Below are 15601 nucleotides of genomic sequence, written 5' to 3' on the forward strand. Positions count from 1 at the left end.
AAGGTTTCGTTTTTTACACTATTGTATATAATAATTAACAATCATATAAATGCCTTGAAGGGGAAGAGTATAACAAGAAACGTCTTCAGAGAGGAGAATCATTAGCTGGGAGATTCTCTAGATAGTTATGTTAGAAGGTAGCCCTGGAGCATCTTTTCTGAACGGAATAGTTCTCATTAGGAAAAGACGGATTTGTCCGTTATCAAATTAAGAGTATAAGCAAATTCCTGAATTTGTTTGTAAATAAAGGTGGTACCGCGATGTCCCTCGTCCTTTTTTGGATGAGGGGCATTTTTTATTTTAAGGAGGGAAAATAATGTCAAACACGGAAAAGAATTTACCAACTAAATATGATCATATGTCCGTTGAAGAAGGCCTTTATCAGTGGTGGCTAGAAGGCAAATATTTTGAAGCAACAGGAGATGAGAAGAAACAACCGTATACAATTGTAATTCCACCTCCGAACGTAACTGGTAAGTTACACCTAGGTCATGCTTGGGATACAACTCTTCAAGATATTTTAACTCGTACGAAGCGTATGCAAGGTTACGATGTATTATGGCTTCCAGGAATGGACCATGCGGGTATCGCAACACAAGCGAAAGTAGAAGGGAAACTTCGTGAAGAAGGTATTTCACGTTACGATCTTGGCCGTGAGAAATTCCTTGAAAAGGCTTGGGAATGGAAAGAAGAATACGCTTCTCACATTCGTCAACAATGGGGGAAAGTTGGTTTAGGACTAGACTATTCTCGCGAACGTTTCACATTAGACGAAGGTTTATCTGATGCGGTTAATAAAGTATTCGTTCAATTATACGAAAAAGGCTTAATTTACCGCGGTGAATATATTATCAACTGGGACCCGGCAACACGCACAGCTCTTTCTGATATCGAAGTAATTCATAAAGAAGTTCAAGGTGCATTCTACCATATGAACTATCCATTAACAGATGGATCTGGTCACATTCGTCTTGCAACAACTCGTCCAGAAACGATGCTTGGTGATACAGCGGTAGCGGTTCATCCAGAAGACGATCGTTACAAACATTTAATTGGAAAAACAGTTACACTTCCAATCGTAGGCCGTGAGATTCCGATTATTGCTGATGAGTACGTAGAAAAAGACTTCGGAACAGGCGTTGTAAAAATTACACCAGCTCATGACCCGAACGACTTTGAAGTAGGTAACCGTCATGACTTACCGCGTATCTTAGTAATGAACGAAGATGGATCGATGAACGAAAAAGCTGGTAAGTATAACGGCATGGATCGTTTCGAATGCCGTAAAGCGTTAGTGAAAGATTTACAAGAAGCAGGCGTATTAGTAGAAATCGAGCCTCATATGCATTCAGTAGGTCATAGTGAGCGTAGTGGTGCAGTTGTTGAGCCTTACCTATCAACACAATGGTTCGTAAAAATGGCTCCACTTGCTGAGAAGGCAGTAGCGCTTCAGCAAAAAGAAGAAGAGAAAGTAACGTTCGTACCAGAGCGTTTCGAAAACACATATTTACGTTGGATGGAAAATATTCACGACTGGTGTATTTCTCGTCAATTATGGTGGGGACACCGCATTCCAGCTTGGTATCATAAACAAACTGGTGAAGTATATGTAGGTACAGAAGCACCAGCCGATATTGAAAACTGGAATCAAGATAACGACGTACTTGATACATGGTTCAGTTCAGCACTATGGCCATTCTCAACACTTGGTTGGCCAAATGAAGATGCAGCAGACTTCAAGCGTTACTATTCAACAGATGCACTAGTAACTGGTTATGACATCATCTTCTTCTGGGTATCTCGTATGATTTTCCAAGGTTTAGAGTTTACAGGCGAGCGTCCATTTAAAGATGTATTAATTCATGGTTTAGTTCGTGATGAGCAAGGACGTAAAATGAGTAAATCTCTTGGTAACGGTATTGACCCAATGGAAGTTATCGAGAAGTACGGTGCAGATGCAATGCGTTTCTTCTTATCAACAGGAAGTGCACCAGGTCAAGACTTACGTTTCAGCATGGAGAAAGTAGAATCTACTTGGAACTTCATTAACAAAATTTGGAATGCATCACGTTTCGTATTAATGAACATGGATGACATGAAGTATGAAGAAATCGATTTAACTGGTGAAAAATCAGTTGCAGATAAGTGGATTTTAACTCGCTTAAATGAAACAATCGAAAGCGTAACACGTAACATGGATAAATATGAGTTCGGTGAAGCTGGTCGTTCATTATACAACTTCATCTGGGACGATTTCTGTGACTGGTACATTGAAATGGCGAAACTTCCTCTATACGGTGAAGATGAAGCAGCTAAGAAAACAACTCGTTCTATTTTAGCTTACGTATTAGACCAAACAATGCGTCTATTACACCCATTCATGCCATTCGTAACAGAGAAGATTTGGCAACATTTACCGCACGAAGGCGAATCTATTACAGTAGCAGCGTGGCCAACAGTTCGCGAAGATTTACAAGATACAGAAGCTGCAGCAGAAATGCACCTTCTAGTTGATATCATTCGCTCTGTTCGTAACATCCGTGCAGAAGTTAATACGCCAATGAGCAAAAAAGTTCAAATGCAAATTAAAGCAAAAGATGAGGCTGTACTTGCTCAACTTACGAAAAATAGCTCTTACATTGAGCGTTTCTGTAACCCAAGCGAATTAACAATTCAAACGGATTTACAAGCGCCAGAAAAAGCGATGACTGCAATCGTAACAGGTGCAGAGTTATTCTTACCGTTAGCTGATCTTATCAATCTTGATGAAGAGAGAGCGCGTCTTGAGAAAGAACTTGAGAAGTTCGATAAAGAAGTAGAACGTGTACAGAAGAAACTTTCAAACCAAGGTTTCGTAGCGAAAGCTCCTGCAGCAGTTATTGAAGGAGAGCGTGCGAAAGAGCAAGATTACCTAGAAAAACGCGAAGCAGTTCGCCAACGTCTAGCGGATCTTGAGAAATAAAAATGTTTTTTAGAGACTCACTATATTGGTGAGTCTCTTTTCTTTGCGTATAATAGAATGAAGAAGGTTGTCTTTTGAAAGGGGAAAGCATACGTGATACATACATACGAAGAAGCGATAGGATGGATTCATAGCCGATTGAAATTTGGTATTAAACCAGGATTGGAAAGAATGAGATGGATGCTAGAAGAGCTCGGAAATCCAGAGCGTCACATAAAATGTGTTCATCTTGCTGGTACAAATGGAAAAGGTTCAACGTTAACATATATGCGCTACATGTTAGAAGGGGCAAAATATAAGGTAGGAACATTTACCTCCCCTTATATTGAAACATTTAACGAGCGTATTAGTGTGAACGGAACACCAATTGCAGATGAAGAGATTACTGAACTTGTAAAGATGGTAAAGCCAGTCGTTGAAAAACTAGATGAGACGGATTTAGGGGAAGCGACTGAGTTTGAAATTATTACTGTTATGGCAATTTGTTATTTCGGTAAAGTTAATTTCTGTGATGTTGTTTTATTTGAAACAGGGCTTGGAGGGCGCTTTGATTCTACGAATGTGATTCATCCAGTTCTCACGATTATTACGAATATCGGTCACGATCATATGCATATTTTAGGTAATACACTAGGAGAAATTGCATATGAAAAGGCGGGGATTATTAAGTCTGGTGTTCCAGTTATTACTGGTGTGCAAGATGAGGAAGCGTTGCAAGTCATTCAAAAAGTTGCAAAGGAAAATCATGCAAACTTATACGAGATGGGCAATCATTTTACAGCGTTACATAAACAGTCTAGTGAAGATGGAGAACAGTTCGATTTCACTTGTCCTTTCGCCTCTTTTGAAGATGTGCGAATCACAATGAAAGGCAGCCACCAAGTAGGAAACGCAGCACTTGCGCTTATGGCAGTCATGTATGTAAAAACATACTTATCATTTTTAATTGAGGAAGAAGAAATAAGAACTGGATTACAGGAAGCGTATTGGGTGGGGCGCTTTGAAAAACTGCAAAGTAATCCAGATATTATTATAGATGGTGCTCATAACCCAGAAGGTATTGAAAGTCTTGTGAAAACGGTAGAATCACATTACAAAGATAAAAATGTAATAGTTTTATTTACTGCCCTTGGTGATAAACAATTGCACAATATGGTAGGTCGATTAGAAACGATCGCCGATGAAATTATTTTTACAACATTCGCCTTTGATCGTGCTATTTCTGCTGAAAAACTTGCATCGTATTCAAAGAAGGAGTCAAAATTAGTTTTTGAAAATTGGAAAGAGGCAATTGATACGAAGGTTGAAATGCTTGGAGAAAATGATGTTTTTATCATAACAGGTTCTCTTTATTTCATTTCGGAAGTTCGAAAATATATTCGCGAGAAAAACTAGATAGTCTTTGCTATCTAGTTTTTTTGTTCTACAAATGAAGTCAAATGCATACATATAAGATAAATATATAGGGTTATTTGGCGAATTCCTCTGACAAATATCTCGTTTTTTTGTGAAATGAATATGATATGATGCGGACAACGATAAGAGGTGAGGTGTGAGTGTATGGACAAGCAATCACGAACGATCTCAGTGAAAGTGAATGGAACAGAAGCGAAGTATGAGGAGAAGAAGAAAGATGAATTTGACTGGATGGTAGTAGAAAGTGAAAGACCGAAAAACGTTGTTCCGTTTCAAAAAGCGAAAGTAGCGTCTACGGAAAAAAAGCGAAAGAAGTGGAGCAATACGTTAATTGCAATTGTTGCAACTGCGATTATTATTGGTACGGCGTTTGGAATGGGAATGCTACAGTTACTTAAAGGACAAGGTGCGACAGGGGGAAGCGAAGTAACAACTTCGAAGCAGGTGCGAAATGAAGAATCAAAGGTGGACGGAACGGCAGAACAAACACCAGCACCAAAAGAGGAAAAAACAAAAGCACAGACAGGAACGTCACTAGATCCAATGAAGTTATTTTTTGTTCAAGGAGGAGTTTATTCTTCTGAAGAAAAGGGACAGGCCGCTCTTGAAGAGTGGAAAGGTAATGGAGGTGTAGCAGCCTTAAAACCGAGTGGTGATAAGTATGCATTAGTTGTTGGTATTGCTAGCGATGAACAAGGCATAAACCAATTAATGATGCAGTATAAAAATGATAATGTCTCCGTATTGAAAAAGGAGTGGGATATAACAGATAAAGCGTTACTTAAAGATGATAAAGAAGTCGGGGCGTTTTTAACAAAAGTACAGCCATTATATACTCATTTAGCAAAATATGCTTCTAGCGTACAAGCTAGTGAAAAAAGTAATGCAAAAGATATAGGTGCGATCGAAAAAGAGTGGAAAGCGATTGAAAAAGAAGGGAAAAGCATGAAGCAGGAAGAAGCAAAGAAATTGTATATGTACACGTCAGTAGCTGTGCAAACAGTGAAGGATGGAAAAGGTGATAAGGAATCTTTGGCGAAATTAAATCAAGTTATCATTGATGGTATACTTTCATACGAAAAAATTGTTTCACAAAAGGTGAAATAATAGGATAATGAAAGGAAGAAGGAAGAAGGAAGAAGGAAGAAGGAAGAAGGAAGAAGGAAGAAGGAAGAAGGAAGAAGGAAGAAGGAAGAAGTATAGGTGCTTCTTTCTTTTCTTTTGAATTTAGAGTAAAGTACTTTCTCTATGACAGGAATATAATCGTGTTTTAGTAAGGAAGTATTATTTTGTTTAGAGAAAATAATATTTCTTTCATTTGTGGACAAACTATTCCTTTGATACGATTGATGTAAATGATTCTGCTTCATATGAGAAAGGAAGGAGAAAATATGAAAAAAATTATTTTAGCTTCAGGATCACCTCGCAGGAAGGAATTACTTGAGTTAGCGGGTATACCATTTGAAATTATTGTAAGTGAAGTAGAAGAAACGATTGGTGCTTATTCATCACCTTCTGATATTGTTATGTCCCTTGCTCTGCAAAAAGCATCTGCGGTAGCAGAAAATAACAGTGATCATATTGTGTTAGGTGCAGACACAATTGTTACATATGAGTCGCGTATTCTTGGAAAGCCATCTAATGAGGCTGAGGCGAAAGAAATGTTGCAATTATTATCAGGGAAAACACATGAAGTGTATACTGGTGTTGCAATTATAGCAAAAGACAAAACAGTCACTTTTTACGAGCGTACAGAAGTTACGTTTTGGGAATTAACAGAAGAGGAAATTAACGCATACGTTGCATCAAAAGAGCCTTTGGATAAAGCAGGAAGCTATGGGATTCAAGGAAAAGGTTCTATTTTCGTTCAACATATTCAAGGGGATTACTATAGTGTAGTCGGTCTACCAATTGCACGTCTCGTTCGGGAATTAAAACAATTTGATACTGATATAGCCCATGCGTAAAAGTGCATGGGATTTTCTTTGAGAGAACAAATAAAGGGGTGGAGAAATGAACGGTATTCGTGATGTTGTCAAAGAAGAACAGCCACGGGAGCGTTTATTGTTAGAGGGAGCAGGAAGTTTATCAAATCGGGAGCTTCTTGCAGTGTTACTGAGAACAGGTTCTAAGGAAGAAACAGTTTTAAAGTTATCAGATAAAATTTTACATCACTTTGATGGTTTACGTATGTTGAAAGATGCAACGTTAGAAGAGCTTGTCAGTATACATGGTGTTGGGATTGCAAAGGCAACGCAGCTTATAGCTGCTTTTGAACTCGGTAGAAGAATGGTGCGTTTAGAGTATCAAAATAGATACAGCATTCGAAGTCCGGAAGATTGCGCCAGATATATGATGGAAGAAATGCGCTTCTTGCAACAGGAGCATTTTGTATGTCTCTATTTGAATACAAAGAATCAAGTTATACATAGGCAAACGATTTTTATTGGAAGTTTAAACTCATCAATTGTACATCCAAGGGAAGTTTTTAAAGAAGCGTTTCGCCGTGCAGCAGCCTCTATCATATGTCTTCATAACCATCCCTCAGGAGACCCCGCGCCGAGCCGAGAAGATATTGAAGTAACAAAACGCTTAGTAGAATGCGGCCGAATTATCGGAATTGAAGTGCTCGATCATATTATAATAGGTGACCATAAATTCGTGAGTTTAAAGGAAAAAGGTCATATTTAAGACTATGCTTTTTACTTATTTTGTTTTATAATGTGATTTATGAGTTTTTTGTAGAAAATTATCTACAAAAAGGATAAAGATATAAAAAACGTACTGTTTTTATAATATAAAGTAAGAAAAAATGAGTCCGTGAAAACAAGAAAGGAAGATAAATAATATGTTTGGATTTGGTGGCTTTACTCGCGATCTTGGAATAGACTTAGGAACTGCGAACACGCTTGTATATGTAAAAGGAAAAGGTGTAGTATTACGTGAACCTTCAGTAGTAGCGTTACAAACTGATACGAAACAAATCGTTGCTGTAGGTAGCGATGCAAAACAAATGATTGGTCGTACACCAGGAAACGTTGTGGCACTTCGCCCGATGAAAGACGGTGTAATTGCTGATTACGAAACGACAGCAACAATGATGAAATATTACATTCAACAAGCTCAAAAATCAAATGGATTCTTCTCACGTAAACCATACGTAATGGTATGTGTACCGTCTGGTATTACAGCTGTAGAAAGACGTGCAGTAATCGATGCAACTCGTCAAGCTGGTGCTCGTGATGCTTATCCAATTGAAGAGCCATTTGCAGCAGCAATTGGTGCGAACTTACCTGTTTGGGAACCAACTGGTAGCATGGTTGTTGATATCGGTGGCGGTACTACAGAAGTTGCAATCATTTCTTTAGGTGGTATTGTAACAAGTCAATCAGTTCGTGTTGCTGGTGATGATATGGATGATTCAATCATTCAGTACATTAAGAAAAGCTACAACTTAATGATTGGTGAAAGAACAGCTGAAGCATTAAAATTAGAAATCGGTTCTGCAGGCGAGCCAGAAGGTATCGAGCCTATGGAAATTCGCGGTCGTGATTTAGTAAGTGGTTTACCAAAAACAGTACTAATTCAACCAGAAGAAATTGCAGATGCATTAAAAGATACAGTAGATGCAATTGTAGAATCTGTTAAAAATACGTTAGAGAAAACTCCACCAGAATTAGCGGCAGACATTATGGACCGTGGTATCGTATTAACAGGTGGCGGAGCATTACTACGTAACTTAGATAAAGTGATTAGTGAAGAAACAAATATGCCAGTTCTTGTTGCAGAAGACCCATTAGATTGCGTAGCAATTGGAACGGGTAAAGCATTAGACAATATCGATCTTTTCAAAACTGCTGCTCGATAATATTGCAAAATAAAAATCAATGAAATTAAGAGGGTGTGAACGTGCCACAGTTTTTCTTAAACAAAAGATTAATTGTTTTGTTAGTTAGTATTATTCTTCTCGTGGCATTGATTGGAATCTCATTGAAAGAACGGAACAGTTTAACATGGCCAGAGCAGTTTGTTAAAGACACTGTCGGTGTTGTAGAACGTGTATTCCAAAAGCCAGCGAAATACGTAGCTGGATTCTTCGAAAATGTAGAGGATGTAAAGCGCACGTATGAAGAGAATAAAGAATTAAAAGCAAAATTAGATAACTATGCAAAGTTATCAGGTGACGTAAAGCAATTAGAAGATGATAAAAAGAAGTTACAAGAGTTAACTGGTAAAAAAGAGTTGCCTAGTGATTATACTGAAATTCCAGCTACTGTCGTTTCTCGTAATCCAGATAAATGGTACGATTTAGTTGGAATTGATAAAGGAGCACAGCAAGGAATTAAAAAAGATATGGCTGTAGTAACTTCACAAGGTTTAGTTGGACGAGTGAAAAGTGTATCTCAGTTTACATCATCAGTAGAGTTATTAAGCTCTATGAGCCGAACAAATCGTGTTTCTGCTATCGTACAAGGAAATGAGAAAATCTTTGGATTGATTGAAGGGTATGACAAAGAAAAGCACTTACTCCTTTTCACAAAGATTGGCTCTGATGCTCAGGTAGATAAAGATCAACTAGTTGTAACATCTGGACTTGGTGATATTTTCCCGAAAGGTCTTGTAATTGGAAAAATCGTAGATGTTCAGCCGGATCCATATGGTTTAACAAAAACAGCTTATGTAAAACCTGCCGCTGATTTAAATGACGTAGAGCATGTTATAGTTGCGAAACGTGCAATGCCTTCAGCGCCATTAGAATAGGAGGGGGAGAAGAGATGATGAAGATTTTAAAAAGAGCAGCTCTTCCTCTTTTGCTCCTTTTTGTTTTTCTATTTGAAAATATGTTTGCTACTATTGTTCCAACAGCAGTTTTTTGGAAAGACAGTATAGCAGCACCTCATTTCTTTATAATTGTTTTATGTTTTATTACTGTGTACTATAGTCCGGTCCAAGGGATTTATTACGGACTTTTATTTGGGTTCTTATTTGATACCGTATACACAGAACTTGTCGGTATATATATTTTTGCGTATCCGATCTTAGCTTATTTAGTTTATAGTGTGATGAAAGTACTACAATTAAATTTATTTATTGTTGTCTCTATCGTACTAGCTAGCATTGCAGCATTAGAGTATTATGTGTATGGATTTTTAACTTTGTTAGGACGTACTCATATGTCGGCGTATGTCTTTTTCACAGATCGTCTCCTGTCTACTTTATTGCTGAATGCAATTTTCTTATTGATAGTTTGTTTCCCACTGAGACGATATTTAGTGCGTCTTTCAAAAGCGATGGAAGAAAAAGAAAAAAGGATTTTCTAATTTTATGTCGAATTGAATCGGTGGGGTGAACTTTAGTGGAAGAAAAAAAGCAACAAAATGTAACAATAAAAGGGACAAAAGACGGGATAACGCTTCATTTAGATGATTGTTGTTCATTCTCTGAATTACTGAAGGAATTGGATGAAAAGCTTTCTACTCATTACTATGATGGTGATGGACGCTCTTTAATTGAAGTGCATGTGAAAGTGGGAAATCGTTATTTAACAGAAGTCCAACAAGAAGAGATTCGTACGTTAATTCGTAATAAAAAGAATCTCGTTGTGGATTCGATTGAAAGTGATGTTATAACGAAAGAGGAAGCAATAGCTTGGAAAGAAGAAACAGAAATTGTCCCTATTTCCAAAATTGTTCGCTCTGGACAAGTTTTACATGTAAAAGGAAATTTATTGTTAATTGGTGATGTTAATCCAGGCGGAACGGTTATCGCTGGGGGGAATATTTTTGTCGTAGGATCATTAAGAGGAATTGCGCATGCTGGGTATTATGGGGATTCGGATGCTGTAATCGCTGCATCTGTTATGAACCCGATGCAACTTCGAATTAGTGATGTGGCAATGCGGGCTCCGGAAGAGAAAGAAGACGGAGCGGAGGCGGCAGAATGTGCGTATATTAATGAGAACAATCACATTGTTGTCGATCGACTGCAACTTCTCACTCATCTTAGACCTAATTTAACAAAGTTAGAAAGGGGAATTGTATAGCTGTGGGAGAGGCAATAGTAATTACATCTGGAAAAGGCGGTGTAGGTAAAACTACAACGTCTGCGAACATTGGTACAGCCCTAGCGTTATCTGGAAAGAAAGTGTGCTTAATTGACACAGATATCGGTCTTCGAAACTTAGACGTAGTAATGGGGCTGGAAAATCGTATTGTATTTGATCTTGTTGATGTCGTTGAAGGGCGTTGCCGTTTACCTCAGGCTCTTATTAAAGATAAACGTTTTGATGATCTTTATTTATTACCTGCAGCCCAAACGAGTGATAAATCAGCGGTAACACCTGAACAAATGGATGAATTAATACAAGTATTACGTCAAGATTATGATTACATATTAATTGATTGTCCTGCGGGGATTGAGCAGGGATTTAAAAATGCGGTAGCTGGTGCGGATAAAGCAATTGTTGTTACGACGCCAGAAGTATCCTCAATGCGCGATGCGGATCGTATTATCGGGCTTTTAGAAAAAGAGGATATTGAACCACCGAAACTTGTTATTAATCGTGTGCGTAGTCATATGCTTCATGAACAGGATATGTTAGATGTTGATGAAATCGTACGTACATTGTCAATCGAGCTTCTTGGTGTTGTCGAAGATGATGATGAAGTTATTCGTGCTACAAATACAGGTGAACCTGTAGCGTTGCAACCGAGCGGAAAAGCAGCGTTAGCTTATCGTAATATTGCAAGACGTTTGTTGGGTGAGAATGTCCCATTACAAGCATTTGAACAAGAAAAGGTATCGGTATTTACAAAGATGAAAAACTTCTTTGGGATCCGTTAAAAGCACTTCGCATATTTGCGGAGTGCTTTCTTTTTTCTTCACACGAATAACTTCCTTTCCTAGCTCATACATATGTACAAACTGTATACAACTGTTTCTATGTAAATTAGCTGAACGAAAGAAGGGAGACAGTATGAAGAATAGACGTGTAGAAGAAATTAAAAAACGGATTGCGAAAAGGAAGGCAGAGCAAGAAAGGATGGAGGAAGAGCAGTATTTTGCTGGAGGGAATTTTGATAGTGAAACAGTATTTATTGAAGATGGAGAAAAGGAAATTCATCCTTTATTTCGAAAAGAAGTGTTTTTCTTCAAAGTATTGTTATCAGCAATATTAGTTCTTTCTGTCGCTATTTTATATAAGAATGCACCAGCTCCTTTCGACGGTGCGAAAGCTGTTACAGAAAAAGTGATGAAAGAAGAGTTTCAGTTTGCTACTGTAGCGAAATGGTACGAAAAACAGTTTGGAAAACCTCTCGTGTTCTATTCGCCTAATGAGAAAAAAGCAGGGAATATTCAGCAAAAAGATTATGCAATTCCTGCTTCCGGAAAGGTGATGCAAGGGTTTCAAAAAAATGGCCAAGGTGTATTTGTACAAACAGCAACAAATGCAACTGTTGAGTCAGTGAATGAAGGTCTAGTTGTTTTTGCAGGCAAAAAAGAGGAACTTGGTAATACAGTTCAAATTCAGCATGCAGATGGTACGGAGTCATGGTATGCAAATTTAAATGATATGTCAGTGAAATTATATGATTATGTTGCAAAGAAACAAAAAATTGGAACAGTGAATAATGATGCGAATAATAAAAATGGTAAGTTTTATTTCGCAATAAAAAAGGATGAAAAATTTATTGATCCGATTCAGGTGATTTCATTTGATTAAATATAGAGATGTTTTAACGAAGATTTCAGTGCATCCATTGTTTTGGGTTATTATTGTCATTGGTATTTTTACGGCACGTTTTAAAGAGTTACTACTGTTATTTTGTATCGTTCTTATTCATGAACTTGGGCATGCTTTTGCAGCGGCACACTATAATTGGCGTATTAAAAAGATTCAACTTTTACCGTTTGGTGGTGTGGCTGAGCTTGAGGAACATGGGAATAAATCATTGAAAGAGGAACTTGTTGTCGTAATTGCAGGACCTATTCAACATATTTGGATGATGGCGGTAGGCTATATGTTGTTTGAAGCTGGTTGGCTTGATGCGGAATTATATTATTTCTTTATGTGGAATAATATAATTATTTTAGCATTTAATTTACTACCTATTTGGCCTCTTGATGGTGGAAAAGTATTATTTAACGTATTATCATATCGTTTTCCTTATTTACAAGCACATGAAAAGATGATGAAATTATCATGTGTTTTTTTTAGTGTCATACTAGGATGGCAGTTACTTTGGAATAGTAACAATATTATGATGTGGGTACTACTCATATTTTTAGCGGTGTCTTTATATCAAGAATGGAAACAAAGACGGTATGCCTTTATGCGTTTTTTATTAGAACGTTATTATGGGAACAAAAGAGGAATTGAAAAGATTGCACCAATTGAGGTGAAAACAGAAGATCGTTTATATACAATCTTCACAAAATTTCGTAGAGGGTATAAGCACTCTATTATCGTCCATGGAAAATATAAAGAGCATTACACATTGGATGAAAATGAATTGCTTTATGCGTATTTTACTGAAAAACGAACAACTTCATCTGTTGAAGAATTAATCGGTTAGTGTTGACGTTAGCACTAACCTTTTATTATTGTAAAAGCAAAGAAGATTATAAAGTGAGGAAAGAATTTTGAAAACGTTATATATGAACTATGCTGGATCGGAAAAACGCGTTGCAATTGAAGAGAAGAAGAAAATTGTTGAGTTCTTATGGAAACGAAATGAAGAACAAGAGATTGTTGGGCATATTTATGTTGGACGTATCGTAAGAACAATTGCTGGAATGAACGCAGCTTTTGTAAATATAGGTTTAGAAAAACATGCGTATCTTTCGTACGATGATGTACCATCTTCTTATCGGATACATGAAGGACAAGCGGTACTCGTACAAGTTGTAAAAGAGGCAATTGATACGAAAGGGCCGAAATTGACAGCAAATATAGAATTTACCGGGAAATATGTCGTTTATATGCCATATGATGAAATGCGTGCGGTTTCTCGGAAAATAAAAAACAATAAAAGAAGGCAACAACTACTCCAAATTGAAGTAGAAGGGACAGGAGGTTATATTTTTCGCTCTGCTTCTGAAAAAGGAGAGATTGAAGAAATACAAGCTGAAATGCAAAGGTTACAGCAGTTATATGAAGAGTTAAAAAGAAAAGAGGGCCAAGGAAAGGCGCCGTTACTACTTCATCGACCGGCAACCTTTTTAGATCGTGTATTTCAAGAAAATCCAATTGAAACAATTGAAAAAGTAATTGTAGATACAAGAAGTATAGTAAAAGAATTAGAAGAAAAAGTTGGTAAAGAGAAAGTATCTTTTTATAACGAAAAATCTTCAATGTTTAACCATTTTGGAATAGAGCGTGAAATTGAGAAAGCACTTCAAAAAATTGTGTGGCTCCCGAATGGCGCTTATTTAATTGTGGAACAAATGGAGACGATGACTGTAATTGATGTGAATACGGGCAAGTTTACTGGCAAACAGAATTTACAAGATACAGTTCTTCGTACAAATGAATTGGCGGCTGAAGAGATAGCGCGTCAATTAAGACTGCGTGATATCGGTGGTATGATATTAATTGATTTTATTAATATGAAGAGAAGAGAAGAAAAAGAAAAGGTAAGAGAAAGTCTCATGGCTGCTATGCAAAATGATCGCACATATACAAGAGTACTCGGGTTTACAGAGTTAGGGATTTTAGAGATGACACGTAAACGTAAGAAACATTCTTTACGCGACGTATTACTTGAAGAGTGTGCACCGTGCAAAGCGACAGGGTATGTGATGTCATATGAAACGATTGCGTATGAGCTAGAGAGAGAGCTAATTACATATGGCAATATAGAAGATGAGGCGGTATTAATCTCTGCACCTAAAGAACTGCAAAAACAATTTTTGAAAAAAGAATTACAAAAAAATATTCCATTTGAAATTTATTTCAAAGATGATATGATCGAAAAGTATGCAATCATCCGTTTTGGAAGTAAAAAAGAAATTGTAGAGCGGAAAAAATAGTTAGCAGAACATTTATTGACAACCGTCTATGATTCATGATAACATCTTTATGTTATAGTTTATAGCACCTAAACGGCTATATGCTACAACCGCACAAGACAGGTTCCCTAAAGGCATTTATGTCTACCTCGTTTTTGGCGAGTCTTAGTAATTAAGAGGAGGTGCAAGTATGTACGCAATTATCGAAACAGGTGGAAAACAAATTAAAGTTGAAGCTGGTCAAGCAATCTACATTGAAAAATTAGATGTTGAAGCTGGTGAAACTGTTACTTTTGACAAAGTTCTTTTCGTTGGTGGCGAAAACGTTAAAGTTGGTAGCCCAGTTGTAGAAGGTGCAACAGTTACTGCGAAAGTAGAAAAACAAGGTCGCGCTAAGAAAATCATCGTTTTCAAATACAAAGCGAAAAAGAACAATCGTAAGAAACAAGGTCATCGTCAACCTTACACTAAGCTAGTTGTTGAAGCTATCAACGCTTAATCCAGGTTAACATGATTAAAATTACGATAAGTCGCACGAAATTAGGAAGTATCCAATCATTTAAAATGACTGGACATGCCGATTATGCGCCACATGGACAAGATCTTGTCTGTGCTGGAACTACAGCGGTTGTGTTTGGTTCTATAAATGCAGTGGAAGAACTTTGTAATGTGCAGGCAACTATTGAACTCGGAAGTGATGGCGGATTCTTAACGTATGAATTGCCTAATGATTTAGACGTTCATGCAGCAGAAAAAGCACAAACGCTTTTAGAAGGATTGGTTGTTTCGCTTAAGACGATCGAACTTGATTACGGAAAGTATATCCGTTTAATAGAAAAAGTGCAGGAGGTGTAACGTATGTTAAGATTAGATCTTCAGTTTTTCGCATCTAAGAAAGGTGTAGGTAGTACTAAGAACGGTCGTGACTCTCAGTCAAAACGTCTTGGTGCTAAACGCGCAGATGGTCAAACGGTTTCAGGTGGTTCAATTCTTTACCGTCAACGCGGTACAAAAATTTATCCAGGTGTTAACGTTGGTCGTGGTGGCGATGACACTTTATACGCGAAAGTTGACGGCGTAGTACGCTTTGAGCGTCTTGGCCGTGACCGCAAACAAGTGAGCGTATATCCTGTTGCTCAAGAAGCATAAGAACTCACGGAAAACTCTAACCTGAGTGCAGGTTAGAGTTTTTCTATATTAAGGGGTATCTAA

General features: G+C 37.5%; 16 protein-coding genes and 2 other annotated features. All 16 genes read left to right on the top strand.

Features of this window, described 5'->3' with window-relative positions; all coding sequences use genetic code 11:
• Positions 1-45 precede the first annotated feature (45 nt).
• Positions 46-278 (top strand) — a binding site (T-box leader).
• 38 nt (positions 279-316) lie between these two features.
• The 16 genes from AC2CGR_RS15755 to rpmA all read left to right on the top strand — a co-directional run bounded on the left by AC2CGR_RS15755 (position 317) and on the right by rpmA (position 15538).
• Positions 317-2962 carry a valine--tRNA ligase gene (locus AC2CGR_RS15755; protein ID WP_087968455.1) on the top strand — a complete coding sequence of 882 codons (2646 nt, stop codon included), beginning with the start codon at positions 317-319 and terminating at the stop codon, positions 2960-2962.
• Between the two features lie 93 nt (positions 2963-3055).
• On the top strand, positions 3056-4357 hold the full coding sequence (locus AC2CGR_RS15760; protein ID WP_087968456.1) for a bifunctional folylpolyglutamate synthase/dihydrofolate synthase: 1302 nt from the start codon (positions 3056-3058) through the stop codon (positions 4355-4357).
• A 165-nt stretch (positions 4358-4522) separates the two neighbouring features.
• Positions 4523-5485, top strand: a complete 963-nt coding sequence (locus tag AC2CGR_RS15765) for a stage II sporulation protein B (RefSeq protein WP_484480993.1) — start codon at positions 4523-4525, stop codon at positions 5483-5485.
• A 284-nt stretch (positions 5486-5769) separates the two neighbouring features.
• Positions 5770-6345, top strand: a complete 576-nt coding sequence (locus AC2CGR_RS15770; RefSeq protein WP_087968458.1) for a Maf family protein — start codon at positions 5770-5772, stop codon at positions 6343-6345.
• Positions 6346-6391: 46 nt separating this feature from the next.
• Entirely contained in the window at positions 6392-7069 is a 678-nt protein-coding gene (gene radC / locus AC2CGR_RS15775) for a DNA repair protein RadC (protein ID WP_484480994.1), read from the top strand.
• Between the two features lie 157 nt (positions 7070-7226).
• Positions 7227-8246: a cell shape-determining protein MreB gene (gene mreB, locus AC2CGR_RS15780; RefSeq protein ID WP_000466737.1), complete on the top strand. Its 1020-nt coding sequence runs from the start codon at positions 7227-7229 to the stop codon at positions 8244-8246.
• Between the two features lie 41 nt (positions 8247-8287).
• Positions 8288-9139, top strand: coding sequence for a rod shape-determining protein MreC (mreC, locus tag AC2CGR_RS15785; protein WP_087965903.1), 852 nt, complete (start codon positions 8288-8290; stop codon positions 9137-9139).
• Positions 9140-9153: 14 nt separating this feature from the next.
• Positions 9154-9699 (top strand): rod shape-determining protein MreD, encoded by a 546-nt coding sequence (mreD, locus tag AC2CGR_RS15790; protein WP_087965900.1) that lies wholly within the window; start codon positions 9154-9156, stop codon positions 9697-9699.
• A gap of 35 nt (positions 9700-9734) precedes the next feature.
• On the top strand, positions 9735-10421 hold the full coding sequence (gene minC, locus AC2CGR_RS15795; RefSeq protein ID WP_000391517.1) for a septum site-determining protein MinC: 687 nt from the start codon (positions 9735-9737) through the stop codon (positions 10419-10421).
• 2 nt (positions 10422-10423) lie between these two features.
• Complete coding sequence (gene minD / locus AC2CGR_RS15800) at positions 10424-11221, top strand: septum site-determining protein MinD (protein ID WP_000503310.1); 798 nt, start codon at positions 10424-10426, stop codon at positions 11219-11221.
• Between the two features lie 133 nt (positions 11222-11354).
• Positions 11355-12101: a stage IV sporulation protein SpoIVFA gene (spoIVFA, locus tag AC2CGR_RS15805; protein WP_087965898.1), complete on the top strand. Its 747-nt coding sequence runs from the start codon at positions 11355-11357 to the stop codon at positions 12099-12101.
• A complete protein-coding gene (gene spoIVFB / locus AC2CGR_RS15810; RefSeq protein WP_087965896.1) occupies positions 12094-12954 on the top strand; it encodes a stage IV sporulation intramembrane metalloprotease SpoIVFB in 861 nt (286 codons plus the stop codon). Before spoIVFA ends, spoIVFB begins: the two co-directional genes overlap by 8 nt.
• Before the next feature lie 67 nt (positions 12955-13021).
• Entirely contained in the window at positions 13022-14410 is a 1389-nt protein-coding gene (locus AC2CGR_RS15815) for an Rne/Rng family ribonuclease (RefSeq protein WP_087965894.1), read from the top strand.
• A 77-nt stretch (positions 14411-14487) separates the two neighbouring features.
• Positions 14488-14565, top strand: a sequence feature (ribosomal protein L21 leader region).
• Positions 14566-14579: 14 nt separating this feature from the next.
• Positions 14580-14888, top strand: coding sequence for a 50S ribosomal protein L21 (gene rplU, locus AC2CGR_RS15820; RefSeq protein ID WP_000270907.1), 309 nt, complete (start codon positions 14580-14582; stop codon positions 14886-14888).
• Positions 14889-14899: 11 nt separating this feature from the next.
• A complete protein-coding gene (locus AC2CGR_RS15825; RefSeq protein ID WP_001973720.1) occupies positions 14900-15244 on the top strand; it encodes a ribosomal-processing cysteine protease Prp in 345 nt (114 codons plus the stop codon).
• Between the two features lie 3 nt (positions 15245-15247).
• Complete coding sequence (gene rpmA, locus AC2CGR_RS15830; RefSeq protein WP_000944957.1) at positions 15248-15538, top strand: 50S ribosomal protein L27; 291 nt, start codon at positions 15248-15250, stop codon at positions 15536-15538.
• Positions 15539-15601 lie beyond the last annotated feature (63 nt).

Source organism: Bacillus sp. LSHTCR4 (assembly GCF_057197025.1).